We start from the raw sequence: 26,999 nt of genomic DNA, 5'->3' as shown, positions 1-26,999 counted from the left end.
GATGAGCGCCCCCCGCGTGCTGCGCCATCAGCACCAGGACGCGGCGGAGCGGCCGTTCATCGTGATCTGGGAGACCACCCGGGCCTGCCCGCTGGCCTGCCTGCACTGCCGCGCCGAGGCCGTACCCGACCGGGACCCGCGCGAGCTGGACACCGTGGCCGCACAGGACCTGATGCGGCAGGTGGCCGCCTTCGGTCATCCCGCGCCGCTGTTCGTCATCACCGGCGGGGACCCCTTCCAGCGGCCCGACCTGCTGGAACTGATCGGGTACGGACGGCAGATCGGTCTGCCGGTCGCCGTCTCGCCCTCCGGCACCCCGACCCTCACCCCGGACCGGCTCCGGGCCGTCCACGAGGCGGGCGCGAAGGGACTCTCCTTGAGTCTGGACGGCTCCACGGCCGCACTGCACGACGGCTTCCGCGGCGTGGAGGGCGTCTACGGCTGGACACTGAACGCCTGGGACACCGCGCGCGCCCTCGGCATGAAGGTGCAGATCAACACCACGGTCACCCGGCACGACCTGCCCGACATCGTCCGGCTGGTCCACCGGCACGGAGCGATGCTGTGGAGTGCCTTCTTCCTGGTGCCCACCGGCCGGGGCAGGTCGCTGGGCGCGTTGACCCCCGCCGAGACCGAGGACGTCCTCAACTTCGTGTACGACGTCGGGCTGACCGTGCCTGCCAAGACCACCGAGGCCCACCACTTCCGCCGGGTCGCCCTGCAGCGCCGGATCATCGAGGACGCAGGGGAGGACCATGTGGCCGTACTCGGGCTCGGGCCGCTCTACCGTCAGCTGCGCGAGCGGGTCGTCGAACTCGGGCTCGACGCGGGCGAGCGGCGCACTCGAAGGCCGCCGCTAGACGTCAACGCCGGCCGCGGATTCGTCTTCGTCTCGCACACCGGCACCGTTCATCCCAGCGGATTCCTGCCGTTGGGCGCCGGGAGCGTGCGGGAGACGCCGCTGACCGAGATCTACCGGAACTCCGACCTCTTCACCGGCCTGCGGGACGCCGACCGGCTGGCCGGCCGGTGCGGCAGCTGCGAGTTCCGCCGGGTGTGCGGCGGATCCCGCTCGCGCGCCTACGGCGTCACAGGCGATCCCTACGCCGAGGAGCCCTGGTGCGGTTACCGCCCCGGTTCCTTCCCCTACCAGCGGGAGCTTGCCGAGCTCCTGCCCGACACCCCCGGCGGAACAGCATGATCACCATCGGGCGCGGCCCCGCACAGACCGGCGGCCCGAGCGGGCCTGCCAAGTACCCGAGCAGATTCGGGGAGTCCGGCCTGCGCGTCCGCCATCTGCGCGCCCACCTGCTCGTCGTCGCCTGGTTCGCGCCGGCCCTGCTGGCGGCCGCCGCCCAGCAGTCGCTTCCGGTGGCCCGCTGGCTGGCGGTGCATCTCTTCCTGCTGGGCGGCGCGACCACCGCCATCCTGATCTGGAGCGAGCACTTCGCCGTCGCGCTGCTGCACGCGCGGATCCCCGACGAGCGGTGGAGCGACGCCCGCCTGGCCGGAGCCAACGTGGCCGTCACCGGCATCCTCGTGGGCGTATGGGCGGACCTGCCCGTACTGACCGGCCTCGGCGGTCTGCTGCTGGTCGCCGTCGCCACCGCACACCTGGTGGTGCTCATACGGATGGGCCGGGGCGCCCTCGGCGGCCGGCTCAAGCCGGTCGTCGGCTACTACCGCATAGCGACCGCGGCCCTGATCGCCGGGGCCGTGCTGGGCGGTCTGCTGGCCACCGGTCACGCGGGCGCCGCCCATTACGCCGGGCTCCGCCTGGCCCACATCCATGTCACGCTGCTCGGCTGGATCGGACTCCCCGTCCTGGGGACCCTGTTCATGCTGTGGCCCACCGTGCTGGGCGTACGGATGAAGGAACTCACCACCCGGGTGTCGCGCTGGGTGCTGTGGCTCACCGGCAGCGGTCTGTCGGCGGCCGCCGTCGGACTGGCCCTGCAGTGGCGCCGGCCGGCCGCGGCCGGCTTTGCCGTATACGCGTGCGGGGCCGCGCTGGCGGCGGGGCTCTTCGCCCGAACCGTACGACGCAATCGCCCCGTTTCCGCGGCGGCGGCCTGGATGCTGGCGGCCGCCACCTGCTGGCTGCTGATCTCCGTGACCATCGATCTGGTCATGCTGGCCGCCCGGTCGGTCACGGCGGTCCAGACGGTGCTGGAGGACCTGGTGCCGGTGCTGCTCATCGGCTTCGTCGCACAGGTCCTGATCGGCGCCCTGACCTATCTGCTGCCCGTGGTGCTCAGCCGCGGCCCCAAGGACCGGGCGGCCGTGCGGGCGGTGCTGGAACGGGGATGGCTGCCGCGGCTCGTGGCGCTCAACGCCGGCGTGGCGCCGGCGGCGCTTCCGCTGCCCGGACCCTGCGCCTTCGTGGGCCTGAGCCTGGCCGGTGTGTCCGCGGCCGCGTTCCTGGTCCTGGTCGTGCTCGTGCTGGCCCACAGCCGTCGCACCGGGCAGGACCCGGCGACAGCCGGTTCCGGACCGGAACAGACGACGGCGACCTCCTCCCGGCGGCCCGCGCTGCTGGGTACCGCGGCCGGAGTGGTGATCACCGTGCTGGCGGTGCTCGTGGCGAACGGCGGCCGGGACACCGGAACTTCACCCGACACAACCGGTGGCGGATCCAGCTCGAGCGCCGGGTCCCGCACCGTCAGCGTCTCGATCAGGGGCATGAGTCTGAGCCCGAACCGGATCGAGGTCGCCAAGGGGACCTCCCTGCGTCTGAAGGTCACCAACAACGACGCCCAGCGCCATGACCTCAAGGCCGAGAACGGCCGCGCGACCCCGCTGCTGTCTTATGGTCAGAGCCACACCCTCGACATGGGGAAGGTCACCGACGACCTGCAGGTGTGGTGCACCGTGCCCGGCCACCGTGCCGCCGGTATGCAGATGGACATCGTCGTGAAGCCGGGCACGGGCGCGGCCGGCGACCAGAACACCCCGTCGTCCGGTTCCGCCATGAACATGGACCACGGCGGGCACTCCATGGACTCCGCCGGCGGCGGACTCGACCTGGCCAAGGGCTTCTCGACGGGCTGGACACCCCGCTCGGCCGACCTGCCGGCCGCCGGCAGCGCGAACGTCCACAAGGTCGAACTGCACGCCGCCCACCGCACCGTCGAGGTCGCGCCCGGCGTCAAGCAGCAGATGTGGACCTTCGGCGGCACCGCCCCCGGCCCCACCCTGCACGGCAGGATCGGCGACGTCTTCGAGATCACGCTCGTCAACGACGACACCGGCATGGGCCACGGCATCGACTTCCACGCCGGAGCCCTCGCCCCCGACAAGCCCATGCGGACCATCGACCCGGGGGAGCGGCTGGTCTACCGGTTCCGCGCCGCACGGGCCGGTGCCTGGCTGTACCACTGCAGCACCGCACCCATGCTCCAGCACATGGGCAACGGCATGTACGGTGCCGTGATCATCGACCCGCCCGGACTGCCCGAGGTCGACCACGAGTACGCCCTGGTCTCCTCCGAGCTCTACCTCGGCACGCCCGGCAGCACGGCCCAGGTCGACAAGATGCGCAACGACACCCCGGACGCCTGGGTGTTCAACGGCATCGCCGCCCAGTACGCCAAGGCACCCCTGAGGATGAAGGCCGGGGAGCGGGCCCGCTTCTGGGTGGTGGCCGCCGGGCCCAGTGACGGGATCGCCTTCCACATCGTCGGCACCGTCTTCGACACCGTCTACAAGGAGGGCGCGTACCTGCTGACGCCGAAGCAGCCCGGCGGGGCTCAGGTGCTCGAGCTGTCCGCGGCCCAGGGCGGCTTCGTGGAGAGCACGTTCACCGAAGCCGGTCACTACTCCTTCGTCGACCACGACATGCGCCACGCCGACGCCGGTGCGCACGGCATGATCGAGGTGACACCGTGATGGGCGCCGTCGGCCTGTGGAGCCTGGTGCGTTTCACCCACGTCATCGGTGCGGTGGTGTGGGTGGGCGGACAGCTGGCCCTGTCCCTGGTGGTTCTGCCGCTGGGCCGCCGGCTGCTCGACACGGAGGCATTCGCCCGGTTCAGCGCGGCGGCCGGCCGCCGCTTCGGGATCCTCACCGGAGCGGCGTTCCTGCCGCTGCAACTGGGCACGGGCTGGGTCCTCGCCTGGCACAAGGGCGTGACCTGGGCAGCTCTGGGCGAGCCCGGCTACGGGCGCACCCTCGCGGCCAAACTGGCCCTGTTCGTCGCGGTGATGCTCGCGGCGGCCGCACACGGCTGGGCCCATGCCAAGGGCCGCGCCGAACTGGCCAAGGCACTCGCCGTCGTCTCCCTCGTCGGCTCGCTCGGGGTCGTGCTGCTGGCCACCGCTCTGCCCGCCGGCTGACCGGACGAGAGAAGCCGGGGTACGCCACCGTGGCGTACCCCGGCTTCTCTCGTCACCACGGCCGGAGAGCACCGCGGTGGCCCCGTCCCGCCCTGTCGGCCGGAGGTCCCAACGGGCCCCAGAACGGCCCTGGTGGCGTGGCCCGCTCGGCGGGCCGGTAGGGACTGATGGCCCACCCCGTGCAGGGGTGCCGTCACCGAATCTGATTGCGGGCGGTACGCGCGGAACGCGGCCCCCGATCCGGACCGGATCAGCCGGGCCGGACCCTGTGAGCAAGAGGAGCAGGCAGAATGCTGCAGGCATCGCAGAACAAGGACAGCGGGACGGCGTCCGTTCCGCGCCAGGCGTGGCTGATGCTGGCGCTGGCCACGGTCGGTTTCGCCGTGAACTTCTGGGCGTGGGCGCTGCTCAGCCCGCTGGGCCCGCGGTTCAAGGACTCCCTCGGCCTCTCCTCGTTCCAGCAGTCGCTGTTGGTCGCGGTGCCAGTGGTGGTCGGATCGCTGGGCCGGATCCCGGTGGGCGCACTCACCGACCGGTTCGGTGGTCGGGTGATGTTCCCGCTCGTGTCGGCCGCCACCATCGTGCCGGTGCTGTACCTCGGTCTTGCCGGACACGACTCGCTGGCGACGCTGCTGTTGGGCGGCTTCTTCCTCGGCATCGGCGGCACCGCCTTCGCCGTGGGTGTGCCCCTGGTCAGCGCCTGGTTCCCCGCAGAGCGGCGGGGCACGGCGATCGGCATCTTCGGCGCGGGCATGGGCGGTACCGCGATCAGCGCCCTGACGACCGTGAAGCTGGTGGACGCGCACGGCATGGCGAACCCGTTCCTGATCACCGCGGGCGTGCTGGCGGTGTACGCGGTGATCGCCGCGCTGCTGCTGCGGGAGGCGCCGGGTCGCACGGTGCCGACCGAGCCGCTGGCCGACCGTCTGGCCGCGACCTTCAAGCTGAGCATCACCTGGCAGGCCTCAGCCCTGTACGCGGTGGCCTTCGGCGGCTACGTCGCCTTCTCCGTCTACCTGCCGACCTACCTGAAGACCGGCTACGGACTGGCCCAGGCCGACGCCGCCAACCGGATGGCCGGGTTCGTGCTGCTGGCGGTCGCGATGCGGCCGGTGGGCGGCTGGCTGTCGGACCGTATCGGTGCCGTGCGGGTGCTGACGGGGGCGCTGGGCCTGGTGCTCGTCGGTGCCTTTGTGCAGGCGATGACGCCGTCGCTGGCCCCGGTGGGCACGGCCGCCTTCCTGACCATGGCCGCCGCGCTCGGTGCCGGCAGCGGCGCGGTGTTCGCGCTGGTGGGGCTGCTGGCTCCGTCGAACATGGTCGGCTCGGTCACCGGCGTCGTGGGCGCCGCGGGCGGTCTGGGCGGCTTCCTGCCGCCGCTGGTGATGGGCTCGCTCTACGGTGCCTACGGCTCGTACGCCATTGGCCTGAGCCTCCTCGGAGTCGTCGCCACCGCCGCCCTGGCCTTCACCGCGACGGGCGTGCGCCAGGCCGTCTCGCGCCGCCCGGCGACCGCACAGTCGCACTGAATCCAGCTCCGTAGAACACGGACGAACCCGAAGGCACAACACGATGTGCGAGTACTGCGGATGCCAGTCACTGGCAGCCATCGACGAACTGACCCGTGAGCACGAGACCGTCGTGAACCTGATCGGCGACGTGCACGACGCCCGGCGTGACGGTGACGTGACGCGCATGGCGGAGCGGGCTCGGGACATCGCCGCAGTGCTCGCCCCGCACACGGCGGTCGAGGAAGGCGCGCTCTTCCCCGCCATGGCCGAGGAGTTTCCCGGCCAGATCGCCGTACTGGAAGCCGAGCACCGCCGTATCGAGGCGGTGCTGGCGGAGTCGGAGGAGGAGGTCCCGGCCGATCCGGGCTGGCCGGAGCGGCTGATGGAGATGCTCGCCCTGCTGCGTGAGCACATCCTCAAGGAGCAGGACGGCGTCTTCCCCGCCGCCCTGGCAGTCCTGGACACCGAGCAGTGGGAGATGGTGGACGCGGTACGGCTCCGCGGCGGCGGTCTCACGCAGGCACCGAACCGCTGACAACCGACGCAGGACGCAGACGAGGCCCGGCCCGCGGCATCCGCCACGGCCCGGGCGTCGTTCATGTGCGCCGTCGTTCGTGTGCGCCGGTGAGGAAGCCGGCCGGGGAAGTCACTCGGCCGAGAGAGTCACTCACGCCTCGGTGACCCGGATGCCGCACACCAGATCGGGCCGGATGCGCACGGCCTGGTCCATGGTCTGCCTCACCCAGGGGCGAAGCATCTCCCGGTAGCGCGCCAGGTCTTGTTCGTCCGTGACCAGCTCGGCGAAACCGGTGACCACCACGCTCCAGCCCACATGTGTGTCCGGGTCGATCATGTCGGCCTCGTAGGCGACGACGACGCCCCGGCTGCCGTTGTGGCGGGTGTGCGAGGTCAGGGCCGCGCCCTCGTGGGTGCGGATGACGATCTGACCGTCGTCGAGGATGTGATTGACCGGGCGGATGGTCGGCAGCGCGCTCCGGGTGAAGACGATCCTGCCCATGGGCACGCTGCCCAGCAGCCGTAGGGCTTCGGCACTGTCGAGTTCTGCGCTCCGGCGCGGCTCCGCAAGGGCCGGCTCGGCGTTCTGGATAGGCATGGCGTGTGTCCGTAGGGAGGGGTTCGGCACGTACTCATGTGCGGCCGGTGTCCGCTGATCGTCCGGTGTCCGGGTTCAGGGACCTCGATCAGACCAGTGAAATGGCCTGCGTGCGGGTCGTGCCAGGGCCGTTCGGCCCTGGGCTGGCCGCGTCCGGCCCCGCTTCGCGGGCGTCCCCGGGTGCGTGGACGCGTAAGCCGATCCTCCGTGCCGCCATCCGTCCCCGGCCCGATACCGTGGCAGATGTTCAGAAGGATCGGTGTCGGCACCGTGACCAGGTACGGAGGACAACGGTGGGAAGCTCCGACGACGCTCGCGAGGCGCGCATGCGGCTGCCGCAGCTGCGGCTGGACGAGCTCCTGGAGGAGCTGCAGGCCCGCCTGGACGCCGCCCGCGGCACCCGGGACCGGGTGCACAGCCTCCTTGAGGCGGTCCTCTCGGTCGGCCGGGAGCTGGACCTGGAGCAGGCGCTGCGCAGCATCGTGGAGGCCGCGGCGGTCCTGGTCGACGCGGAGTACGCGGCGCTGGGCGTGATCGGGCCGGACGGAAAGCTGCTGTCGGACTTCCTCACGGTCGGCGTGAGCGACGAGCAGATCGCCGCCATCGGTCCCTTCCCGCAGGGGCACGGCATTCTGGGCGAGCTGATCCGGCACCCCGAACCGCTGCGGCTGGCCAATCTCTCCGAGCACCCGGCGTCGTACGGCTTTCCGCCCCACCACCCGCCGATGAACACCTTCCTCGGCGTCCCGATCCGGGTACGCGGCCACGTCTTCGGCAACCTGTACCTCACCGAGAAGCGGGGCGGCGCGCAGTTCGACGAGGAGGACGAGTCGGTCCTGTCCACACTGGCCGTGGCGGCCGGCGTGGCGATCGACAACGCCCGCCTGTACGAGGAGTCACGGCTGCGCGAGCGCTGGCTGCGCGCGAGTACCGAGATCACCCACGGGCTGATGTCCGGCATCGAGAGAGGCGAGGTCCTCAGACTGATCGCCGAGCGGGCGGGGGAGATCACCTCGGCGTCCCTGGCCGTGGTAGCCGTACCGATGGCGGACACCGACGCGCTCACCGTGGAACTGGCGATCGGCGAGGAGGCGGAGGCCCACCGCGGTCTGGTGCTGCCCATGGACGACAGCCTGATCGGCCGGGCGTTCTCCAGCGGCGCCCCCATCACCAGCGCCGACGTGTGCCGCGACGAGCGCGTCTCGTCGGGCCCCCCGCGGTTCTACGGACTCGGCCCCGCCGTGGCCGTCCCCATCGGCTCCGGCGAGGGCGTACGAGGTGTCGTCCTGCTCGTCCGGGCCGCGGGCAGGCCCCCGTTCTCCGAGGCGGAGACGGAGCCGCTGCGGGGCTTCGCCGCGCAGGCCGCCGTCGCCATGGAGCTGGCCGAGCGACGCAAGGACTCCGAGCAGATCGCCGTGCTCGAGGAACGTGACCGGATCGCCCGGGACCTGCACGATCTGGCGATCCAGCGGCTGTTCGCCACCGGAATGACGCTCCAGAGCGCCGGGCGTTTCATCGAGCACGCGGAGGCGTCGGGCCGGGTGCTGCGGGCGGTGGACGACCTGGACGAGACGATCAAGATCATCAGGTCCACGATCTTCGGTCTGCGGGCGCAGGACAGCGCCTCCGGTCCCGGTCTGCGGGCGCGGTCGGTACGCGCGGTGGGCGAGGCCGCGCCGCTGCTAGGGTTCGCGCCCAGCCTGCGGATGGAGGGCCTGCTGGACACCGATGTGCCCCGGGAGACCGCCGACCAGGTGATGGCGGTGCTCTCCGAGGCGCTGACGAACGTCGCGCGCCACGCCCACGCCTCCAAGACCGAGGTGGCGCTGGAGACCGACGGCAGGCAGATACGGCTGACGGTCTCCGACAACGGCGTGGGCATCCCTCCCCACGGCCGCCGCAGCGGCCTGCGCAACATGACGGAACGGGCCCGGCAGCTGGGCGGGGACATGGAGCTGACCGACCGGGCCGGCGGCGGTACGACACTGGTGTGGCACGCGCCGGTGGGGGAGCCCTAGCCAGGATCACCCTTTGCTCGCTGCCGCTCGTGGGGGCGGGCCGATGCCTTTCGGCGGATACTGGGACCGGCTGCCCCGGCGCGGGAGGAACCGGGCCGGGGACCGGAACGAGGACCGTGCCCGACCCTGAATGCGACCGTCCCGGGTGCCTGCCGAACCGGACCGCCGACGGGCGAGGAGGCTGCAAGGGCCATGCGACCGCTCGACGTGCAGACGGTGTCCACGCTGGTCGGGGAGGCCACGGCCGCCCCGTCCATGCACAACGCTCAGCCGTGGAGCTTTTGCTTCGTGACCGACGAGCGTCTCCTGCTGCTGCGTGCGGACCTCGACCGGGCCATGCACCGGTCCGATCCGGGCAACCGGGCACTGCACATCGGATGCGGGGCGGCGCTGTTCAATCTGCGTGTCTCCGCCGTGCACGCCGGGTTCACCCCGCAGGTCCTACTGTTGCCCGACCCCGCGGATCCAGTGCTGCTGGCTTCCGTGCACCTGGACGATCCCGGCGCGGCGGCCCCGGACGAGGACGACCTTCGGCCACTGCATCCGGCGATCATGCAACGGCACACCAGCCGCCATCCCTTCGACGAGAAGGACATCCCCGACGACGTGCAGGCCGGGCTGCGGGCGGCGGCCGCCCGGGAGGGTGCCGAACTGCTCTTCCCCGGGCCCTGGCACATCGACTCCCTGCTGGATCTCGTCCGTGACGCGGAGAGCCGCGACACCTTGGATCCCGGGGGCCGCGAGGACCTGGAGCGCTGGACCCGGATCGGCCCGGAAGCGGAAACAGCCACCGACGGAGTGCCCGAGTACGCGTTCGGGCCGCGGCCGTCGAGCGGCCGGGCGCCGCTGCGCGATTTCGCCGGGCGCCGGGCCGTGGCCGAGCGCGGGAGCGCCGCCTTCGAACGGAACCCCCATCTGGCGCTGCTGAGCACACACACCGACACGTCTGCCGACTGGCTGCTGGCCGGGCAGGCGCTGGAGCGCGTCCTCCTGCGAGCCACCCTGGCCGGTCTGGCCACCGCCCTGACCTCTCACGCGCTGGAGAGCCGGGAACTGCGCCTGCTGGCCCGCGATCCGGTGTCGGGCACGGGCCACGTGCAGATGGTGCTGCGCCTCGGCTACGGACCGCACGGCTCCGCCACACCCCGCCGTCCCGTCCAGGACGTCCTCGACATCGCCTAGGCAGTGCCTTCCCGGACAGGGGGAGCCTTTCCTGCCGCGGAACCGTGGTGCGCCACGATCGCGACCGGGACCGTCGGCTGGTGCGCTAGGGCCATCCGGCCCTCATGGGGCCGCATTGCCGGGCCCAAGCGTCCTGACCTGCGGAGCCGTTCGGCCCTGATCGGGTCCGCAAGCCCGTGAGCGGGCCCGGACCGCCGCTTAATGGATTGCAGCTGTGATGCGTGAGCGCCCGCCCGCGCACGTCTGTATTTCCGAGGAGAGCCATGCTTTCGCCCGAGTCCGCCGCTGTCGTCCGCGCCACTCTGCCCGCCGTGGGCGGCGCCCTCGACGAGATCACGACGCGCTTCTACGCCACGATGTTCGGCGAGCAGCCCCAGCTGCTGGACGGGATGTTCAACCGGGGCAACCAGGCCAACGGCGAACAGCGGCAGGCTCTGGCCGGGTCCATCGCCGCCTTCGCCCAGGCGCTCCTCGCCGACCCCGACGCCCGCCCGGACGCCCTGCTGTCCCGGATCGCGCACAAGCACGCCGCGCTCGGTGTGACCGAGGACCAGTACACGATCGTCCACAAGTACCTGTTCGGTGCCATCGCCGAGGTCCTCGGCGAGGCGGTCACCCCCGAGGTCGTCGGGGCCTGGGACGAGGTGTACTGGCTGATGGCCGGCGCGCTCATAGCCCAGGAGGCCCGCCTCTACCAGGAGGCCGACGTCGACCCGCGGCACCCCTGGCGGCAGTGGACCGTCGTCGAGCGCCGTGAGGAGACCCCGGACGTCGTCTCCTTCCTGCTGCGCCCGGCAGACGGGTCGCCCGTACCGCCCTCCCGCGCGGGCCAGTACGTCAGCGTGCGTGTCGAAATGCCCGACGGCATCCACCAGTTGCGCCAGTACAGCCTCTCCGGAGCCACCGACGGGCAGCTGCGGCGCATCACGGTCAAGCGCGTGGCGAGTGTGGCCGAGGCTCCCGAGGGCGAGGTCTCCAACCAGCTGCACCGCACCGTGAAGGCCGGCGACGAGCTGACCCTGTCGGAGCCGTTCGGCGACGTGGTCCTCGACGACGCTGACGCCCCACTGCTGCTGGTCTCCGCCGGTATCGGCTGCACCCCGATGGTCGGCATGCTCGAACACCTCGCCGCCACCGACTCGTCCCGGCAGGTCTGGGTACTGCACGCCGACCGCTCCCCGAAGGACCACGCCCTGCGCGCCGACACCCGCCGCCTGGTGGAGCAACTGCCCAACGCGCGCGCGGAGTTCTGGTACGAGGAGGCCGCCGAGAACGCAGTCGGGGAAGCCGGTGCCCGCACCGGGCTGATGATCCTCGACGAGCTCCAGCTGCCCGCCGGCGCCGACGTGTACCTGTGCGGCTCGCTGCCCTTCATGCGCGCCGTCCGCGGCCAACTGCTCCAGGCCGGCATCCCCGCGCACCACATCCGCTACGAGGTGTTCGGCCCCGACCTGTGGCTGGCGCACGCCGAGGACTGACAGCGGCGCGGTGCGCTCCACGGCCGACCCCCGTTGCCGGACGGGGGCGGCGCAGCCAACCCCTGGACGACACCGGCCTGCCCGATGAGGCAGGCCGGTGTCGTCGTGCGACCGGACGGCGGTCGGGCAGCGGCCCGCTGCAGTCGCCGCCCGTCACCGCCGTACTCCTTGACCGCCTGGGCCGAAGGTCCCGGACCGGGAGACCGGCCGGGCCCCGAAACCCGCCCGTATCAGAGCCTTGTGGCCCTTGAACGGGGCCCGTCCGGCAGTGGGTGCCGTGCCGGACGTTCGGCCACGCTGGGAGCGACCGAACCGGAGGATCACGTGTACGGATCCAACGGGCGCTCACCCGTTCGGCTTTTCCGTCCAGAGCCGGCGGCGCGGCGCTCGTACCGGTTCGGTCGCCGTCCGGCCGCCCGCCGTGTCTGCCCTGACTCCCGGGCGGCCGGCCGGACCAGGGGCTCGGCGCGGGCCGTACCGAACCGGCCCCCACCCCGGCGGTCGTCAGGAGAAGCGCATGCACGCACCAGGCATATCGGAGATCGATGCCACCGCTCTGGAGACGCTGTTGGCGGCCGCGACAGCGGCGCCGTCGATCCACAACACCCAGCCCTGGCGGTTCCGACTGGACCCTGTCACCCGGGTGTTGCAGGTCCGCGCCGTGCCGCAGAAGTCGCTCTCGCTGACCGATCCGGAGTTCCGCGCCCAGTATCTGTCGGTCGGCGCCGCGCTGTTCAACCTGCGCGTCGCCGTGGATCACCTGGGTCTGCAAGCGATGGTGCGGCTGCTGCCGGACCCGTCCGACCCCGGGCTGCTGGCCGCCGTGTGGCCCTGCCGCTCCGACCCCTTCCCGACCGAGCAGTGGCGGGAGCTTGATCTGTACGAGGCCATCGCGCGGCGGCACACGAGCCGGATGCCGTTCACCGGGCGTCCGGTGCCGGAGCCCATCGTGGCGCAGATGGCCGAGGCCGCCCGGCTCGAAGGGGCGAAGCTGCGGGTACCGGACTTCGCCGGGACCCGGCGGCTGCTGCACCTGACCGCGGCGGGAGAGGCGCGCAACCATGCCGACGCGGGGCGTGCGGCCGAGACCAGGGCCTGGATCACGGCGCCGGGTGAAGGCCCGTACGGCATTCCGGTGACCGCGCTGGGGCCACAGGACTCGGCCGGGCGGATGCCCATGCGGGACTTCGTCGGCACCCAGCGGTCCCGGCGCCTGCCCGGGCTCCGCTTCGAGCGTCACGCCCAGGTGGCCCTGCTGTGCACGGCGCGGGACCGGCGCGTGGACTGGCTTCGCGCGGGTCAGGCGCTGCAGTGTGTGCTGCTGGTGGCCACCGCGCACGGGGTGCGCACGTCGATGCTGCACCAGGCCCTGGAGTGGCCGGATCTGCGGTGGGCGATGCGCAATGGACCTGAGCGGCGCTGCAGTCCGCAGCTGCTGATCCGCTTCGGATACGGCCCGGAGGGCGGCCGGACCCCGCGTGCACCCGCACGGCCCTGAGGGCATGGGCTCACTCGGCCGGGTGAGGTGTGGCGGCCCGGTGAGAACGAAGGAGCAGACAGGATGCCGCAGGCACCGACTCAGCAGGAGGCAGGGCCGGCACCGGTTCCCGGTCGGTCCTGGCTGATGCTGGCACTGGCCACGGTCGGCTTCGCCGTCAACTTCTGGGCGTGGGCGCTGCTGAGCCCGCTCGGCCCCCGATTCAAGGACTCCCTGGGCCTGTCCTCCTTCGAGCAGTCGCTGCTGGTGGCGGTGCCGGTCGTGGTCGGCTCGCTGGGCCGCATTCCGGTCGGCGCGCTCACCGACCGGTTCGGCGGACGGGTGATGTTCCCGCTGGTCTCCGCGGCCAGCATCGTCCCCGTCCTCTACCTCGGGCTCGCGGGCCACTCCTCGCTGGCGGCCCTGCTGGTGGGCGGGTTCCTCCTCGGTATCGGCGGCACCGCCTTCGCCGTCGGGGTGCCCCTCGTCAACGCCTGGTTCCCGCCCGAGCGACGAGGGTTCGCCATCGGGATCTTCGGCATGGGCATTGACGAGCTTCACCGCGATCAGCGCGCTGACCACGGTGAAGCTCGTCAATGCCCATGGCATGTCCACCCCCGGGCTACCTCACCCGCCCCTACATCGTCTACCGCAGCCGTGACATCGGCCTGGGCGCCCGGGCGCCGCGCCGCGGCTGGGAACGCGTCGGATAGCGGGCCCGCCGGGCGTGACCGGCCGTCAGCCCTTGGGCCAGAGGATGAAGTCCGCGAAGGCCCGCCGGGCGGGCTCGGGCCCGACCTCGTCCAGGGCGGCGCGCACGGCGTGGAGGTGGTCGGGAGTCATCTCCAGCGGGGGTTCCTCCGGCTGATAGGTGGTCCGGATCGGATAGTCGACGCCAGGCCGGCGCGTCATCTCGATGTGGCAGCCCAGGACATGCGTGACCGGACGGCGGCCGGCGAATGCGATCAGCCGGTCGATCGTCCGCGAGAACGCCGGCCAGTCCTCGATGTACAACCGGCCGCGGTAGACGGTGTCTCCGGTCAGCAGGAACCCGGTCCACGGGTCGTAGAAGGTGATCGCCGCGGCGTCATGGCCGGGTGTCGCGAGCGCCTCCAGGACCCGCCCCCCGAGATCGAGCGGCCTCACCGTTTCCGGGTTCTCCGCGAAGCCGAGGAATGCCCATGCCGCATGCCGATCGGCACCGACCACCAGCGTGTCCGGCCGGTCGAGGAACTGGCCGTCGCCCGCGACATGATCGCCGTGCGAGTGCGTGTGGAGGACGAGCAGCCGATAGCCATCGCGCGGATTTCGAGCCAGCCACGTCCCGACGAGATCATCGACGGTCCGGCGCACCGGAAAGAAGTCCGGCGACGCCGTGGCACCGGTGTCGATCAGGACCGCCTGGCTCTCTCCGAACAGCAGATACAGAAACGGGGCCTCGTAGTCGATCGCCTTGTTCTGCCGCAGCACCACCGTGTGCTCGTCGTACCAGTGCACCTGAAGATCGGGATCGGTGTTGTGCTTGGCCGACGGCGACCCGTGGATCCAGGCCACACCCAGCGGCTCCGCGCTGAACTTCCGGCCACCGAGCTCGCCCGCACCGGACATGACGCCTCCCGAAGTGCGTCGTCTTGGCGGGCCGGGTACGGCGCACATCTCGTCCGGGGAGACACGCATGTGCGCCTCCGGCTGGACGCTATCACCGCATATCAGACGCGAGCGAGCACCCCTTGGGCTCCGAGCTGCCACGCCTGCGGGTTCCTCCTGGGCCTGCGTGCGGGTCGGCGCCTCAGCGCCGCTGCCCCCAGGCCATCATCATGCCCGGCCCGAGCTCGGCGAGCCGGGGCGAGGCCAGGTATGCCAGTGCCTCATCGATCACGGTGGCGTCGACTCGGCCGGTCTCCTCCAGCGCGGGCCGCATCCGGCTCCAGGTCTCGGACCAGAAGCGAGCCGGCGGGCTGCCTGCGACCAGCGGCGGGCAGTGCAGCTCCGCGGCGACGTCCTGCAGGCCCTCCTCTCTCAGGAAGTGCGGATACGCCGGTACGGAGGTGGTGTCCGTCCCGATCGTCGCCCTCAGCGCCTGCCACATGGCGTCCATGACCCGCCGGTAGGCGGACGAGGTGTCCAGGACGTCCGGCACCTCCACGGCATCGGCGAGCACCAGCCGGCCTCCGGGGTTCAGCCAGCGCGCAAGCCGTGAGATCAGCCGGCGGCGCTCGGGCAGGTGCATGAGGACGAACCTGGCATGGATCACGTCGAAGGTGCCGGGCCGCAGGTTCTCGTCCATGAGATCGGCGGTGACCACGCGCAGTCGCGGGCCCGCGAGGGCGGCCAGGGCGCTGGTGTCCCGGTCCAGGGCGACCACTTCCTCGACGCCTGCCTCCTCCAGCAGCCAGCGCGCCACCGTTCCGGTCCCGGCACCCACTTCCAGGCACCGCTTCCCCGGCCCTGCGCCCAACGCACGCAGACGGTGCGTGGTGACGGGGTCGAAGGCCAACGCGCCGGCGTCGATCCGCTCGGATTCCCGGGGGTGGTCCGGTGGGAACAGGTCCTCTCCGTAGCGGCCCTCGCCTGCGGCCGCGCTGCCGGAGGAAGCCGAACCGGTCATGGTTGCCTACGGCCGTCAGCTCTGGCGCGGATTCGGCTTCAGCACGGCGAACACCGCTTGGGCCGGGTCCGCCAGCCAGGCGATGCGCCCGACGTCCGGCACGTCCGCGGCCGGCATGAGCACCGTCCCGCCGTTCTCCTGCACCGCGGTGACGACGGCATCCGCGTCGGCAACGGCGAAGTACGGCACCCAGCGCGCCACCTCGTGCTCCCCCTGAAGCGGAGCCACGCCGCCGAAGGCCCCCTCCTCCTGGTCGCCGTCACTGATGCTCAGGACCCGGTACGTCATGCCCGGCGCCTGCATCTCCTGAGAGCGCCAGCCGAACAGCCCGTGATAGAAGCGGATGGCCGCTTGCGGGTCCGCGACATGCAGCTCGACCCACACCAGCGTGTTGTCCTCGGACGTCACCTCCAGGCCCGCCCCGGCTTCGAACACGGCGAACTCCGCACCCTGGGGATCGGTGAACTGGGCCAGTTGGCCCTCTCCCACGCTCATCGGCTCGAGGCGCACACTGCCGCCGCCGCCGACCACATCACGGGCGGTGGCCTGGATGTCGTCGCTGCGGAAGTACGTCGTCCAGGCCGACTGGGCGCCCTCCTCGGTCAGCGGCCCGAGGGCGCCGACGGTCTTCCCGTCCTGCTGGAAGAGCCCGTACCCGCCCGCTTCGGGCCCGAGGGACATGAACCGCCAGCCGAAGACGGCGCTGTAGAACGTGGTCGCCGCGTCCAAGTCCGGGCTGCCGAGGTCGATCCAGACGGGCGATCCGGCGCGGAAGTCGGTGCCGAGCATGCGTTTCCTCCTGCGCGTCCGGTACTGAGACTTCGTCACTATGCCGCCCCTCATGGGTGCGCCCGGCGCAACGGTCCGAATGTCCCTCGCCTTTCACCCCGGCTGGGGAACCCGATCAGCTGCACCACTCACGTGCAGTCGAGCCGCTGGGCCGACGCGGGCTGCCGGGTGCTGGTGTGCCCGACAAGGCCGGCGAGCAGCAGGGCAATGAGGGCGATGAGGGTGACGCCCCGCCAGCCGAGACCGTCGAGCACGGGTGCCGCGAGTGCGGTGCCGATGGCGCCGACGACGAAGTACAGCACCAGGTAGACGCTGCTGAGGCTGCCGCCGCGGCCGGGGTCGAGGGCGATGATCCGGCTCTGATTGGCCGCTTGGGCGGCGAAGCAGCCGGCGTCGAAGAGGGCGAGTCCGAGCCCGGTGAGCGGTGGGGTGCCGAGGCTGGTGACGAGCAGGGCGGTTCCGCCTGCCGCGGCCGGCAGGGCGGCGGTGATCACGGTGCGGGACCGTGAGGGCTACCACGGCCTCGGCGTCGGCTCCGCCCTGATGACCGCCCTCGTCGCGGCCGCACGCCAAGCCGGCCACCACGCGATGATCGCGGGCATCGAGTCCGGCAACACCGCGTCGATCCGCCTCCACGAGGGCTGCGGCTTCCGCCACGTCGGAACGATGCCGGAGGTCGGCACCAAGTTCGGCCGCCGGCTGGACCTGACCCTCATGCAACTGCCCTTGACCTGAACTGCCGACGGCGCGGGGAACGGAGCGCGGGCCAGGGTGTCGCCATGCCGCAGCTACCGCCTCGCCCGCAAGACGAAGTCGCCGGCGGGGAGGCGCTCTCGGCCTTCACGTTCAACTCCGTGAGGCGGTGGTGCAGCCCTCGGTGCGGCGTTGGCTGGCCGGGCATGGCGGTCCTTTCGCCGATGTTGTTCGTCACCGGCGACGATGGATACGACGAAGTAGGCCTGTTCCTGGCCCGGATGACGCGGTGTTACTTGATGTGCCGCGCAGGCCGGGTGGCGAGGTGGAGCAGGTATTCGAAGGGGCCTCGACGGAACAGACGGGTCCATACGGTTGCCAGGAGGGCGGCGGCCGCGATGAAAGCGAGGAGAGCGGGAAGCGCGGCCATCGTGTCGTCCTGGACCGTGGCCACGTACCAGACGTCGGTGAAGAACCAGAGGGCGACGATGTGCAGGACGTAGACCGTCAGCGCCATCATGCCGACCGCCGAGACGGGTGTGGCCAGACGCGTGAGCCGCGGCAGCCGGTCCGCGGCGGTCAGGCATACGACCACGACCAGCAGGGCGACACCGGTGTTGCCGAGTATCGAGAAGGTCGTCTGGCTGTGCGGCGCGGCCACCAGCAGCCAGGAGAGCGGGGCGTGCCCGTCGGGTTCGCCCACGGCGTCGGACCACCATGCCGACGCCGCCGAACTTCCCGTGGCGTCCGCGACGGCTGTCAGGGCGTGCGGGACCAGACGCAGCGCCAGCCAGGAGCCGCCGTAGCCGAGGAGTCCGAGTGCCGCACCGGTGAGGGCGAGCCGGAACCGGAAGCCGGGCCGGGTGAGATCGAGTTTGGCCACTGCCATGCCCGCGAGCAGGAGCGGCATCCAGGTGAGGACCGGATACGCCCCGGTGAACATCAGTTCGGTAATGCCGTCGGTTCCGCTGAGCCGGGCCAGTGGGTCCCAGGAGACGACGGCGTCCGCCCAGTTCCCCTCCTCGATCGAATTCCGGATCACGTGCAGCGCCTGGGGCAGGATCAGTGCCCCCGCGGCGGCGATGACCGCCAGCGTTCCGGCGCGCAACCGGTACAGCGGGAGTACGGTCAGAAAGAGCAGCCCGTAGAAGCTGAGGATCACGTCGACGTCGGTGCCCAGGGCGGTCAGGGCGTATCCGAGCACCAAGAGGACGGCAGCGCGGATCACGACTCGGCCCACCGCCTGTCGGCCGGGCCGGCCGGTCCGGGGGCGGGGCCGTCCGGTGATGATGATCAGCGAGAACCCGGCGAGCAGCGCGAAGAGCGCGGACGAGCGGCCCCGCGCCGTCTCCAGCAGGAACCCCAGGGGTCCGCCTGTCGACACGTCCGGGCCGACATGAGCGGAGAACATGCCGAAGACCGCGAGACCGCGGGCCAGGTCTATGCCGATCAGCCGCCCGGGCGACGGCGCAACGGCCGGGGCGGCGGGGCACTGCGTCTCGAGCGGACGTGACACCGCCGCTGGTGCGTCGGGCGATGCGTTCTGGGTCATGTCTTCAGAGTGTGCCGAAGACCCGGCCCGGCTCACAGGGCACGTTTCCGAAGGCACCCTGTCGAGCGGCCCGAACCACCCCGTCGAGCGGCCGGAGACGGCCCGGTCGACCGGTCGGAGCCGCGCCGCCAATCGGCGGGAATCGCCTTCGCGCGGCTGAGGAACGGCCTTCGCCGTGGTACGGATCGAACGGGAGTATGCGACGAGCGGAGCGCACGTGATCCGGGTCCTGGTGGTCGACGACGAAGCCCTGGTCCGCGGGGGCTTCACCCACATCCTCAACGCGGCGGACGACATCGAAGTCGTGGCAGCCGTCCCCGGCGGCCAGGCCGTCCGAACGGTGCGCGAGTCGCATCCCGACGTCGTTCTGCTGGACATCCGGATGCCGGACGTGGACGGGCTCACCGTCCTGGCCGACCTGCGCCGTATGCCGGACCCCCCGGTGGTGGCCATGCTCACCACGTTCGACGCCGACGAATACGTGGCGACCGCCCTGCGCTCGGGTGCGGCCGGCTTTCTGCTCAAGGACACCGACCCGGAGCAGCTGCCCTACCTCGTGCGAGCCTTGGCCGAGGGCGGGACCGTGCTGTCGTCCAAGGTCACACGCACGGTGGTGGACGCTTACCTCGACAAGGACTTGCGCGAGCCCGCCGTCCACCTCACGGCCCGGCTGACCGAGCGCGAGCGCGCCGTCCTCGTTCTCATGGCCCAGGGCCTGGCCAACACCGACATCGGCGACCGGCTGCATCTGAGTACCGGCACGGTCAAGGGCCATGTCAGCGCCGTGCTGAGCAAACTGCGCGTCAGCAGCCGCGTCCAGGCTGTGCTGGTCGCCGAGCGAGCGGGACTGCTGGCGCCGTCGCAGGACGAGGACGCAGGGTGAGCGGGCGAGAGGTGCCGGCTCCACTGGTGGACGCCGTCCTCGTGCTGGTCGCGCTGGTGGACGCGTGGGCCCGTGTGGGCATCCAGGCGCCGTTGGCCATGGCCTGCGCGTTGCTCGCGGCCGGAGCCCTGTCCCTCCGTCGCCGTGCACCACTGGCAACCTTCCTCCTCACCCTGCCCACCGCCATGCTCTCCGACGCGGTGTTCGCCACGATCGCCGCGCTGTACACGCTCTCCTCGCTCAGCCGCCACCGCGTCCTGCTGGCAGGCTGCGCCCTCACGTATGCGGTCATCGACTTCCTGCCCTGGCCCTGGTCGTCCCTGGAGGCCGCCGAACTCGACCGGATCGACACCCTCCTGCACATCAGTTACACACTGGCCACCGCGGTGGCACCCGTCTTCCTGGGCCAGCTCGTGCAGGCGCGACGCGACCTGTCCCTGCGGCTCGCCGAGATCACCGAGGCACGCGAGCAGGAACGGCAGCTGGCCGCCCAGAGCATCCTGGCCCAGGAACGTGCCCAACTGGCCCGCGAGATGCACGACGTGGTCTCCCACCAGGTCAGTCTGATCGCCGTACAGGCCGGAGCGCTCCAGGTGGGCAGCCAGGACGCGGAGACCAGAAAGGCCGCAGCCACGATCCGGCAGCTCAGTGTGCAGACCCTCGACGAACTGCGGCACATGGTCAGCGTGCTGCGCGCCTCCGGCAGCCGGCCCACGGAGCTCACCCCCCAGCCGTCCCTGGCCGACCTGCAGAGCCTCGTCGACAGCAGCGGCATCGAAACAGAACTGAAGACAGACCTGCCGACCTCCCTTCCGCCCACCGTCCAGCGCGCCGTCTACCGCACGGTGCAGGAAGCCCTCACCAACGTCCGCAAACACGCTCCCGGTGCCTCGGCAACCGTCCAGATCCACCAGGAGGACGGCGCCGTCCACACCGTCATCACCAACGATGCCCCCACCCGGCCCGTACTCGCCCTGCCCAGCGCCCACCACGGCCTCGCCGGCCTGCGCCAGCGTGCCGAACTCCTCGGCGGCTCCGTCACATCCGGCCCCACGGCCGACGGCGGCTACGAACTCCACCTGGAACTGCCCGTCGAACAGAACCGATGACGGTGCTCGGCAGGTTCAACCTGGTCAACATCGAGGATGGCACTGCGGAAGTCGGCTACCGGGTCGCGCAACACGTCGCCGGCCACGGTGTGGCGACCGCAACCGTCCGGGAGCTGTGCCGGCTGGCGGCGGAGCGGCACGGGCTGCGTACCCTCAGGGCGGCCGCCGCCCGCGAGAATGCCGCGTCCCAGAAGGTACTGACCAAGGCCGGCTTCGTCCCGGTCGGCCTGGCGGACCCGGCCGAACTCGGCGGTAAGCCAGGCACCTGGTACCAGCGCGACACGGTACTCCCGCGGTAGACCGTGATCTTGCTGGTGGGCGACTGACGACCGCAGTCACCTCGTGGCGGCTTCCGCAGGGTCGCCCACTCCCACCTCACGGGTCTCGACCCGGCCGGCCCTGCGGCACCCGACCCGCGCCGCTGGAGCCTCCAGCAGTCGCCGGTGACTCTGGACAGGATCCGATGACGACGTGACCTGAGTATCTCGGATGAGTAGTTGTGCTCATGCCGTGGGGTCAGTCGCTGGACGAACATGAAGTCAACGCCGCGAACGCGGCGCACACACAAGGTAGTTGACCTGACTACGGGGGTTGGTTTCATGTCCAGGCGCATCATTGTCTCCTCGCTCGCCGCTGTTGCCGTGCTGGGAGCGGCCGGTGCCTACGCCTTCGTGGCGCAGGCCTCCGAGGACGGACCGGCGGTGAAGGACAGCTCCGCCGAATACATCGCCCCGGTCACCGGCCACGACGGCTCTCTCGCCTTTACGACCCGTGTGACGGATGACTCGGGAGTGCGGAGCGTGAAGGTTCTGGCCTGGCCGGGGAGCATGAAGCCGGCTCCGACGGCGAAGGAGATGTCCGCCGTCGAGTCCGCCAAGTGCACGGCGGCCGGGCACGGAGCCGCCACGTGCCGGTACACCGCCAAGGTCTCCGGCACGGACGCCGCTGCAGCACCGCGCGGGACGTGGCACGTCGCGGTCCTCGTCACCGCGAAGGACGGCGACACGGTGTTCGTGCCCAAGGCAGCGGACTTCACTGTGACTCGCTGACCATTGTCACGCCTTCTTCTCCGACTTCCGGTGGGCTGTAGGCGGGGTCATGGCGCCGTGCGGCGGTATGACCCCGGCCGACAGAACCGTCGCCGAACCACCCACCTCGGTTCGGCAACTCATTCGATCTTCGAGCGTTCGTCCCCTATCGTCGGCTCGTCCTGTCCGGTCGCCTGTCGAGGGAACACGCCGAGTGAAGAGAAGTACCAAGTGGCTCAGCTCGTCAAAGCACCGTGCAGGTCGGCGCGGTGCTCTTCTCATGGCCGTAGCCGGAGCGACGATCGGCTTGATCACAACGGCGGCTGTGGTCGATACGGCTGGTGCCGCTGACGTTCCCAGAGTGTCCACGGCCGCGAAATCGAGCACGCCGCCTTCCGTGCCGGCGGTGCCGCGCTGGACGGCTGTGTCGGCGCAGCGGTTCTGGACCGACGAACGTATGGCCGCCGCGAAGCCGCTTCCGGATGCGGTAGCGAAGGTGCATACGGGCCGTGCCGGTGTGACCGGTGTGACCGGTGTGACCGGTGTCGGCCCGGGGAGCTCGCACTTCGGTGGGTTGGCGATGATCGGGCGGATGTATGTGCAGCGGGGCAGCGGCTCCTACTTCTGCACCGCGAGTGTGATCAACAGCCCCCACCGCAACATCGTTCTGACCGCGGGTCATTGCCTGGACGCCAGGGCCGGGAGCGGCTCGATGGCCTTCGTGCCGCAGTGGACCGCGGCCACCCCGCGACCGCACGGGATCTTTCCGGTCGCTACCGACTCCCGCGGGCGCAGCCGGGTCTGGATCGATGCGCGCTACTACGACCGCGGGCACGCGAAAGGCGCACCGTGGGACGTGGCTTTCGTCCAGGTCGGCTCACGCGGCGACGGCAAGAAGGTGCAGGACGTCGTGGGCGGCAACGCCCTTGTCACCGGGCGCGGTTACGTGTTCCCCCGGATCAGGCTCGTCGGCTATCCCGGCACGGACCGGCAACCGCTGACCTGCACCAACTCCACGACGCGGTTCACACCCAGGGACGGCACGCCGGGGTCGTACCTCCGCATCGCCTGCGACGACTACCGGTCGGGTACCAGCGGCAGCCCCTTCCTGGCGAACTTCGATTCGCGGACCGGGACGGGTGAGGTGGTCGGCAGCATAGGCGGCTGGAAGACGGGCGGGCCCACTGCCGACGTCTCCTACAGCTCGTACTTCGGGTCCGACATCCGGCGTCTGTACAACGCGGCCGTGGCCGGCTCCGAGCCCGCCCGGCCGCACACGCGGCCCAGCGCCGCCCACTGATCCATGCCGCTCACCGGAGGAAGACGACCGAGCGCAGCTTCAAGCGGTCCGTAGCGGGCGCACCGTGTGGGCGCAGGATCCAGAAGGCACCGGTGCAGTCGGGCTCGGTGAATACCACCGCAATCTCGTCTGTGTCGTTGTGCGGGGCGAAGGCGGGTTCGGAGGCGCCGGGGTCCGCGGCCTCCGGGATGTCGAGGCATTGGCCGCTCGACGGGTTGTGGAGGGTGGCCGGGTACGGCTTTCCGTTGAGGCCGATGAACTTGTAGCTGAAGTCGCCGGTCGCGGCATGCGCGGGTGTGGCCAGGGCGGCGGTGAGGGCAAGAGCACCGACTGCTGCGGAGATGGAGTGCCGAATACGCACGGAGTTCTCGTTTCCTTAAAGACGCCAAGATCACCGCACCTTTACCTCTCACCCGGCCCCGTATGCGCAGACTCCGGAAGGGAAGGTTTCTTCCTCATCCGTTTGGAGGAGTCCCGCCTGTGGCCGATATGGCGGGGGCCTGTCACTGCCGGGTCGTAGGGTGCCGCACGCAGCGTGTCGCTCGACGCGATGGGGGTGGCGGTGCGCAGGCCGGTCGACGGTGAAGTACGGCAGGGCACCCGACTGGACGACAGTCCCAACTCGACTGCTGTCTTCCCCAGTTCTGGCCCGCACCGCCCGCGCCCGACCGCCTGCTGAAGCAGACCTCGGCGGACGCCGCTCACTGGCATGACTACGCCCGTCGACAGCCACCTCCACCCACACCCCGCTCGCCGCGCGTGCGAGGTGGCCGGTCTCGTGGAGCTCGACTGGGTTGCCGCAGGACTCGCAGCGCCGGCGGAGGGGCGCCCGCTGCCGCCGCCCTTCGACGACCCGGACCACGTGTGGCGGGTCCTGGACTCCGACCCATGGGTCCCCGGCAGAACCGTCGGCCGGGCCGTCCCGCCCGAACGCCCGCCGTTCGAGCCGCCTGCTTACGAGAGCGAACCTGCGCCAATGTCCCAGATCGTGGGCCCCGCGGCCGCCATGGTGAAGTTGCCGAGCCCGCCCGTACCGCCGACGCCGCTGCCCGCCGGAGCCGTACGGTACGCGCTGATGGTCAGGGTCGGTGAGCTGGACCCGTCCTTGCGCATGTCCCCGCCGCACATGGCGGTTCCCGCGGTGCTGGGTGCCGCCGAGGCCGATCCGCTGCAGGCGGCCCTCGACGCGGTGCACGCAGCCGTTGCCGGTTACGGCGAGGACTACCCGACCGTCCTGTGGGAGGTTCATGGGCGCCGGAGCAGGTGAAAGCCCGGGGCAGGCAGGCGACGGGGGGAGGAGTGCGCCTGCCTGCCGCGGTGGGTGATACCCCCTCCGGGAAGTCAGGATCGGAAGGGGTACCGCGTGCCCCGTGGCGGGGTCATCCCCTACAGCGCGGCACGCGCCGACAGTGTCACTGCGTCGGTCTTCCGTAAGCGCAACGGGCGCGGGCGAGGGTGCCGGGGTACCCTCGCCCGCGCCGTGGATGATCGCTGGGAGCGGCCGGATACCGGCGTCCGCCGACGTAGATCCCGTTGTCACCGGCGTGCTCGACGGTGATGCCGTGGACGTGCCAGTACGAGGCGTTCAGGTGGCGCCCGCGGTTCGATGAACTCTCGCTCTGGGCCGAGAAGTTCAGCACGGGGGTCTCGCCCGGCCAGGCCGCAGCGTGGTGCGGGCGCCGGCGGTACCGTCGTTGCCCTGCGGGATGGTGACGGTCGACGAGTTGCCGTACGTCCCATTGCGCAGGAAATGGTGCCGGAGAGCGCGACGAGCGTGAACGGCACGACCACCGCCGCGACCACCCGCTACGAGGCCGAGAACTCCCCGGCAGTCTGCACCGGCACCAACGCGGTCGGTGCCGACGCACAGTTCACCGTGAACGGCCTCCAACGCGGGCACGGCGACACCGCGGATCCGCTTCGCCGACTCCAGGTCGAGCCATTGGCCAAGGGGCAGTGCTGGGCGCGGGGCAGAAGTACCCCGCGCCCAGTCGAGCCTGCCGGATGCGCCCTCAGATGCCGGCGGCGACCTTGCCGGGGCCGGGCACGTTGCGGAAGCGGAACGGCTCCGGTTCGCGGCCGGCCTGGATGAACCAGCACTCCCCGGTGCCGTCGCCGGTGACGATCCTCAGCACCGTGTCCGCCACGGCCTGAGCCGGGATGACCGGCAGTCCCTGCTCGGAGAGCATGTCGCGCAGCGGGTCGATGATCCGCGACTCGGCGAACCCCGGACAGACGGCATTGAAGCGCACGTTGTCCGGCGCGAGGGCCGGTCCCAGGGAGCGTGCGAGTCCTACGACCGCATGTTTGTTGGCCGCATACAGGGGATCGAGCGGTACCGCCGCCAGGCCCGCCAGGGACGCGGTCGCCACGATCGAGCCTCCGCCGCGCGCCCGCAGCGCCGGCAGCACCGCGTGAGTTCCGAAGACCACGCCGTCGAGGTTGGCGCCCATCGCACGCCGGTAGCGCGCCGGGTCGAAGTCCTCGCCGACCCCGCATCCGGTCGCCACCCCCGCGTTGAGCAACGCGATGTCGATCCCGCCGTACTGCTCCTGGGCGAAGTCGACCAGGGCGCGGTTGGCGTCGAGATCGGAGACGTCACAGGCGCGGAACTGGCCGCCGACCAGCTCGGCCACCTCCCGGCCGCCCCGCGCGTCGAGGTCGGCGACGACCACCTTGGCCCCGGCCTCGGCGAGCGCCAGTGCCGAGGCCCGGCCCAGTCCGCTGGCACCACCGGTGACGATGGCCACTTTGCCCTGGAGCGGGCCGCCGTCCGCCTGTTCGCGCCGTGCGACGGTCGGGCTCTGGTCGGCGGTCACGTCAGCTCCAGCACGAGCTTGCCGACGTTCTCGCCGCGGAACAGCATCTGCAGCGTCTCGGGGAAGTCGTCCAGAGCGCCCCTCACCACATGTTCCTTGACCTTGATGCGGCCGGCGCCGATCAGGGCGGAGATCTCCTGCGCTGCCTCCGCGTAGCGCTTGGCGTAGTCGAAGACGACGAAGCCCTCCATGCGGGCGCGGCGTACCAGCAGCGAGAGGTAGTTGGAGGGGCCGTGGACCGGCGTGGCGTTGTTGTACTGGCTGATCGCGCCGCAGACCACGACGCGCGCGTGCATCGCCAGGCGGGTCAGGGCGGCGTCGAGGATCTCCCCTCCGACGTTGTCGAAATAGACGTCGATGCCGTCGGGGGCATGCTGGCGCAGTGCCTTCCTGACGTCTTCGGATCGGTAGTCGATCGCCGCGTCGAATCCGAGCTCGTCGGTGAGCAGCGCGCACTTCTCCGGCCCTCCGGCGATGCCCACGACCCGGCAGCCCTTGGCCTTCGCGATCTGACCGGCGATGGTTCCGACCGCGCCGGCCGCCCCGGACACCACCACGGTCTCGCCGTCCTTCAGCGCCCCGACGTCCAGCAGGCCGAAATACGCGGTCATGCCGGGCATGCCCAGCGCCCCCAGATAGGTGGAGGGCGGGGCGAGGGAGGTGTCGATCTTCATGGCGCCCCGGCCGTCGGAGACCACGTACTCCTGGACCCCGAACGTGCCGACCACATGGTCGCCGACCTGGTAGTCGGGGTGGTTGGATGCGGTGACCTCGATGACCGATCCGGCGCGCATCACCTCACCGATGCCCACGGGCGGCAGATAGGAGGGGCGGTCGTCCAGCCACCCCCGCATGGCCGGGTCCAAGGAGATGACGCGCGTCCGGCCCGCGAACCGGCCCGGGCCAGGTTCCTCGACCGGCTCGGAACAGTGGTCCCAGTCTTCGGGTTTCACTTCGCCCACGGGGCGCGCTGCCAGACGGATCTGACGGTTGGTCGCAGACATCATGCCTCCTGTCGCTCACGGCTCCTTGGTGACCATACCGACCAGTAGGTACGCGGCGGTGCGTGATCTTTGCCACACGCTCTCAGTGACCCTGCCCCCA

Annotated in this window: 24 protein-coding genes, 4 pseudogenes and 1 riboswitch; of the genes and pseudogenes, 18 read left to right on the top strand and 10 right to left on the bottom strand. The window is 71.2% G+C overall.

Features of this window, described 5'->3' with window-relative positions; translation table 11 throughout:
- Position 1 precedes the first annotated feature (1 nt).
- The 5 genes from Q8A52_RS41515 to Q8A52_RS41495 all read left to right on the top strand — a co-directional run bounded on the left by Q8A52_RS41515 (position 2) and on the right by Q8A52_RS41495 (position 6,380).
- Positions 2–1,201 (top strand): TIGR04053 family radical SAM/SPASM domain-containing protein, encoded by a 1,200-nt coding sequence (locus Q8A52_RS41515; RefSeq protein ID WP_316761948.1) that lies wholly within the window; start codon positions 2–4, stop codon positions 1,199–1,201.
- Positions 1,198–3,888, top strand: coding sequence for a multicopper oxidase domain-containing protein (locus Q8A52_RS41510; protein ID WP_316761947.1), 2,691 nt, complete (start codon positions 1,198–1,200; stop codon positions 3,886–3,888). The genes Q8A52_RS41515 and Q8A52_RS41510 overlap by 4 nt, the downstream gene beginning before the upstream one ends.
- Positions 3,888–4,334 (top strand): hypothetical protein, encoded by a 447-nt coding sequence (locus Q8A52_RS41505; RefSeq protein ID WP_316761946.1) that lies wholly within the window; start codon positions 3,888–3,890, stop codon positions 4,332–4,334. Before Q8A52_RS41510 ends, Q8A52_RS41505 begins: the two co-directional genes overlap by 1 nt.
- Before the next feature lie 290 nt (positions 4,335–4,624).
- Positions 4,625–5,863 carry an MFS transporter gene (locus tag Q8A52_RS41500; protein WP_316761944.1) on the top strand — a complete coding sequence of 413 codons (1,239 nt, stop codon included), beginning with the start codon at positions 4,625–4,627 and terminating at the stop codon, positions 5,861–5,863.
- Between the two features lie 43 nt (positions 5,864–5,906).
- Positions 5,907–6,380: a hemerythrin domain-containing protein gene (locus Q8A52_RS41495; RefSeq protein ID WP_316761942.1), complete on the top strand. Its 474-nt coding sequence runs from the start codon at positions 5,907–5,909 to the stop codon at positions 6,378–6,380.
- Between the two features lie 132 nt (positions 6,381–6,512).
- Here the strand turns inward: Q8A52_RS41495 and Q8A52_RS41490 are convergent, their stop codons facing one another.
- Positions 6,513–6,959, bottom strand: coding sequence for a pyridoxamine 5'-phosphate oxidase family protein (locus Q8A52_RS41490; protein ID WP_316761939.1), 447 nt, complete (start codon positions 6,957–6,959; stop codon positions 6,513–6,515).
- A 326-nt stretch (positions 6,960–7,285) separates the two neighbouring features.
- On the opposite strand from Q8A52_RS41490, the gene Q8A52_RS41485 reads away from it, so the two are divergent.
- The 6 genes and pseudogenes from Q8A52_RS41485 to Q8A52_RS41460 form a co-directional block, all read left to right on the top strand.
- Positions 7,286–8,977, top strand: coding sequence for a sensor histidine kinase (locus tag Q8A52_RS41485; RefSeq protein WP_408649350.1), 1,692 nt, complete (start codon positions 7,286–7,288; stop codon positions 8,975–8,977).
- 192 nt (positions 8,978–9,169) lie between these two features.
- Positions 9,170–10,159 carry an Acg family FMN-binding oxidoreductase gene (locus Q8A52_RS41480; RefSeq protein WP_316761933.1) on the top strand — a complete coding sequence of 330 codons (990 nt, stop codon included), beginning with the start codon at positions 9,170–9,172 and terminating at the stop codon, positions 10,157–10,159.
- A 263-nt stretch (positions 10,160–10,422) separates the two neighbouring features.
- Entirely contained in the window at positions 10,423–11,637 is a 1,215-nt protein-coding gene (locus tag Q8A52_RS41475) for a globin domain-containing protein (RefSeq protein ID WP_316761930.1), read from the top strand.
- Positions 11,638–12,154: 517 nt separating this feature from the next.
- The gene (locus Q8A52_RS41470) at positions 12,155–13,135 is read left to right on the top strand and encodes an Acg family FMN-binding oxidoreductase (RefSeq protein ID WP_316761927.1); all 981 of its coding nucleotides are present in this window, start codon (positions 12,155–12,157) and stop codon (positions 13,133–13,135) included.
- Positions 13,136–13,198: 63 nt separating this feature from the next.
- Positions 13,199–13,739: pseudogene (locus Q8A52_RS41465) on the top strand (MFS transporter); the annotation flags it as partial.
- Positions 13,729–13,827, top strand: a pseudogene (locus Q8A52_RS41460) (respiratory nitrate reductase subunit gamma); the annotation flags it as partial. The pseudogenes Q8A52_RS41465 and Q8A52_RS41460, both read left to right, overlap by 11 nt.
- A gap of 25 nt (positions 13,828–13,852) precedes the next feature.
- On the opposite strand, the gene Q8A52_RS41455 reads toward Q8A52_RS41460, so the two are convergent.
- The 4 genes from Q8A52_RS41455 to Q8A52_RS41440 form a co-directional block, all read right to left on the bottom strand.
- Positions 13,853–14,722 (bottom strand): MBL fold metallo-hydrolase, encoded by an 870-nt coding sequence (locus Q8A52_RS41455; RefSeq protein ID WP_316761925.1) that lies wholly within the window; start codon positions 14,720–14,722, stop codon positions 13,853–13,855.
- Positions 14,723–14,734: 12 nt separating this feature from the next.
- Positions 14,735–14,803: riboswitch (guanidine-III (ykkC-III) riboswitch) on the bottom strand.
- A gap of 100 nt (positions 14,804–14,903) precedes the next feature.
- Complete coding sequence (locus Q8A52_RS41450; protein WP_316761922.1) at positions 14,904–15,722, bottom strand: class I SAM-dependent methyltransferase; 819 nt, start codon at positions 15,720–15,722, stop codon at positions 14,904–14,906.
- A 15-nt stretch (positions 15,723–15,737) separates the two neighbouring features.
- Positions 15,738–16,511, bottom strand: coding sequence for a VOC family protein (locus Q8A52_RS41445; RefSeq protein WP_316761920.1), 774 nt, complete (start codon positions 16,509–16,511; stop codon positions 15,738–15,740).
- A gap of 128 nt (positions 16,512–16,639) precedes the next feature.
- Positions 16,640–17,005 (bottom strand): MFS transporter, encoded by a 366-nt coding sequence (locus Q8A52_RS41440; RefSeq protein WP_316761918.1) that lies wholly within the window; start codon positions 17,003–17,005, stop codon positions 16,640–16,642.
- A gap of 1 nt (position 17,006) precedes the next feature.
- Between Q8A52_RS41440 and Q8A52_RS41435 the strand changes: the two genes are divergently transcribed.
- Positions 17,007–17,246, top strand: a complete 240-nt coding sequence (locus Q8A52_RS41435; RefSeq protein WP_408649346.1) for a GNAT family N-acetyltransferase — start codon at positions 17,007–17,009, stop codon at positions 17,244–17,246.
- A gap of 250 nt (positions 17,247–17,496) precedes the next feature.
- On the opposite strand, the gene Q8A52_RS41430 is transcribed toward Q8A52_RS41435, so the two are convergent.
- Entirely contained in the window at positions 17,497–18,756 is a 1,260-nt protein-coding gene (locus tag Q8A52_RS41430; RefSeq protein WP_316761915.1) for a DUF418 domain-containing protein, read from the bottom strand.
- A 217-nt stretch (positions 18,757–18,973) separates the two neighbouring features.
- On the opposite strand from Q8A52_RS41430, the gene Q8A52_RS41425 reads away from it, so the two are divergent.
- The 5 genes and pseudogenes from Q8A52_RS41425 to Q8A52_RS41405 all read left to right on the top strand — a co-directional run bounded on the left by Q8A52_RS41425 (position 18,974) and on the right by Q8A52_RS41405 (position 23,076).
- Positions 18,974–19,639: a response regulator transcription factor gene (locus Q8A52_RS41425; protein ID WP_316762110.1), complete on the top strand. Its 666-nt coding sequence runs from the start codon at positions 18,974–18,976 to the stop codon at positions 19,637–19,639.
- Positions 19,636–20,748, top strand: coding sequence for a sensor histidine kinase (locus tag Q8A52_RS41420; protein ID WP_316761913.1), 1,113 nt, complete (start codon positions 19,636–19,638; stop codon positions 20,746–20,748). Before Q8A52_RS41425 ends, Q8A52_RS41420 begins: the two co-directional genes overlap by 4 nt.
- Positions 20,739–21,047: pseudogene (locus Q8A52_RS41415) on the top strand (GNAT family N-acetyltransferase); the annotation flags it as partial. The gene Q8A52_RS41420 and the pseudogene Q8A52_RS41415, both read left to right, overlap by 10 nt.
- Before the next feature lie 300 nt (positions 21,048–21,347).
- Positions 21,348–21,797 carry a DUF5707 domain-containing protein gene (locus Q8A52_RS41410; protein WP_316761910.1) on the top strand — a complete coding sequence of 150 codons (450 nt, stop codon included), beginning with the start codon at positions 21,348–21,350 and terminating at the stop codon, positions 21,795–21,797.
- 475 nt (positions 21,798–22,272) lie between these two features.
- Complete coding sequence (locus Q8A52_RS41405; protein WP_316761908.1) at positions 22,273–23,076, top strand: trypsin-like serine peptidase; 804 nt, start codon at positions 22,273–22,275, stop codon at positions 23,074–23,076.
- A gap of 10 nt (positions 23,077–23,086) precedes the next feature.
- On the opposite strand, the gene Q8A52_RS41400 is transcribed toward Q8A52_RS41405, so the two are convergent.
- Positions 23,087–23,437, bottom strand: coding sequence for a hypothetical protein (locus Q8A52_RS41400; protein ID WP_316761906.1), 351 nt, complete (start codon positions 23,435–23,437; stop codon positions 23,087–23,089).
- Between the two features lie 348 nt (positions 23,438–23,785).
- On the opposite strand from Q8A52_RS41400, the gene Q8A52_RS41395 reads away from it, so the two are divergent.
- A complete protein-coding gene (locus tag Q8A52_RS41395; RefSeq protein ID WP_316761903.1) occupies positions 23,786–24,343 on the top strand; it encodes a hypothetical protein in 558 nt (185 codons plus the stop codon).
- A 247-nt stretch (positions 24,344–24,590) separates the two neighbouring features.
- Here Q8A52_RS41395 and Q8A52_RS41390 read toward each other — a convergent pair.
- The 3 genes and pseudogenes from Q8A52_RS41390 to Q8A52_RS41380 all read right to left on the bottom strand — a co-directional run.
- Positions 24,591–24,826 (bottom strand): annotated as a pseudogene (locus tag Q8A52_RS41390) (silent information regulator protein Sir2); the annotation flags it as partial.
- 262 nt (positions 24,827–25,088) lie between these two features.
- A complete protein-coding gene (locus tag Q8A52_RS41385; protein WP_316761901.1) occupies positions 25,089–25,895 on the bottom strand; it encodes an SDR family NAD(P)-dependent oxidoreductase in 807 nt (268 codons plus the stop codon).
- Positions 25,892–26,899, bottom strand: coding sequence for an NADP-dependent oxidoreductase (locus Q8A52_RS41380; RefSeq protein WP_316761898.1), 1,008 nt, complete (start codon positions 26,897–26,899; stop codon positions 25,892–25,894). The genes Q8A52_RS41385 and Q8A52_RS41380 overlap by 4 nt, the downstream gene beginning before the upstream one ends.
- Positions 26,900–26,999: the final 100 nt, after the last annotated feature.

It is taken from the genome of Streptomyces herbicida, assembly GCF_032656585.1.
Taxonomy (GTDB): domain Bacteria; phylum Actinomycetota; class Actinomycetes; order Streptomycetales; family Streptomycetaceae; genus Streptomyces; species Streptomyces herbicida.
The sequence above is the reverse complement of the archived record's forward strand: the minus strand, read 5'-3'. Positions and strand labels throughout refer to the sequence as shown.

Bases quoted from the DNA above. Each gene is read 5' to 3' on its own strand.
- Q8A52_RS41430 (WP_316761915.1), bottom strand. From the start codon at position 18,756: ATGACCCAGAACGCATCGCCCGACGCACCAGCGGCGGTGTCACGTCCG.
- Q8A52_RS41380 (WP_316761898.1), bottom strand. From the start codon at position 26,899: ATGTCTGCGACCAACCGTCAGATCCGTCTGGCAGCGCGCCCCGTGGGC.
- Q8A52_RS41475 (WP_316761930.1), top strand. From the start codon at position 10,423: ATGCTTTCGCCCGAGTCCGCCGCTGTCGTCCGCGCCACTCTGCCCGCC.
- Q8A52_RS41445 (WP_316761920.1), bottom strand. From the start codon at position 16,511: ATGCTCGGCACCGACTTCCGCGCCGGATCGCCCGTCTGGATCGACCTC.
- Q8A52_RS41510 (WP_316761947.1), top strand. From the start codon at position 1,198: ATGATCACCATCGGGCGCGGCCCCGCACAGACCGGCGGCCCGAGCGGG.
- Q8A52_RS41505 (WP_316761946.1), top strand. From the start codon at position 3,888: ATGGGCGCCGTCGGCCTGTGGAGCCTGGTGCGTTTCACCCACGTCATC.
- Q8A52_RS41450 (WP_316761922.1), bottom strand. From the start codon at position 15,722: ATGACCGGTTCGGCTTCCTCCGGCAGCGCGGCCGCAGGCGAGGGCCGC.
- Q8A52_RS41515 (WP_316761948.1), top strand. From the start codon at position 2: ATGAGCGCCCCCCGCGTGCTGCGCCATCAGCACCAGGACGCGGCGGAG.
- Q8A52_RS41485 (WP_408649350.1), top strand. From the start codon at position 7,286: ATGCGGCTGCCGCAGCTGCGGCTGGACGAGCTCCTGGAGGAGCTGCAG.
- Q8A52_RS41500 (WP_316761944.1), top strand. From the start codon at position 4,625: ATGCTGCAGGCATCGCAGAACAAGGACAGCGGGACGGCGTCCGTTCCG.
- Q8A52_RS41455 (WP_316761925.1), bottom strand. From the start codon at position 14,722: ATGTCCGGTGCGGGCGAGCTCGGTGGCCGGAAGTTCAGCGCGGAGCCG.
- Q8A52_RS41395 (WP_316761903.1), top strand. From the start codon at position 23,786: ATGACTACGCCCGTCGACAGCCACCTCCACCCACACCCCGCTCGCCGC.
- Q8A52_RS41480 (WP_316761933.1), top strand. From the start codon at position 9,170: ATGCGACCGCTCGACGTGCAGACGGTGTCCACGCTGGTCGGGGAGGCC.
- Q8A52_RS41495 (WP_316761942.1), top strand. From the start codon at position 5,907: ATGTGCGAGTACTGCGGATGCCAGTCACTGGCAGCCATCGACGAACTG.
- Q8A52_RS41490 (WP_316761939.1), bottom strand. From the start codon at position 6,959: ATGCCTATCCAGAACGCCGAGCCGGCCCTTGCGGAGCCGCGCCGGAGC.
- Q8A52_RS41410 (WP_316761910.1), top strand. From the start codon at position 21,348: ATGTCCAGGCGCATCATTGTCTCCTCGCTCGCCGCTGTTGCCGTGCTG.
- Q8A52_RS41470 (WP_316761927.1), top strand. From the start codon at position 12,155: ATGCACGCACCAGGCATATCGGAGATCGATGCCACCGCTCTGGAGACG.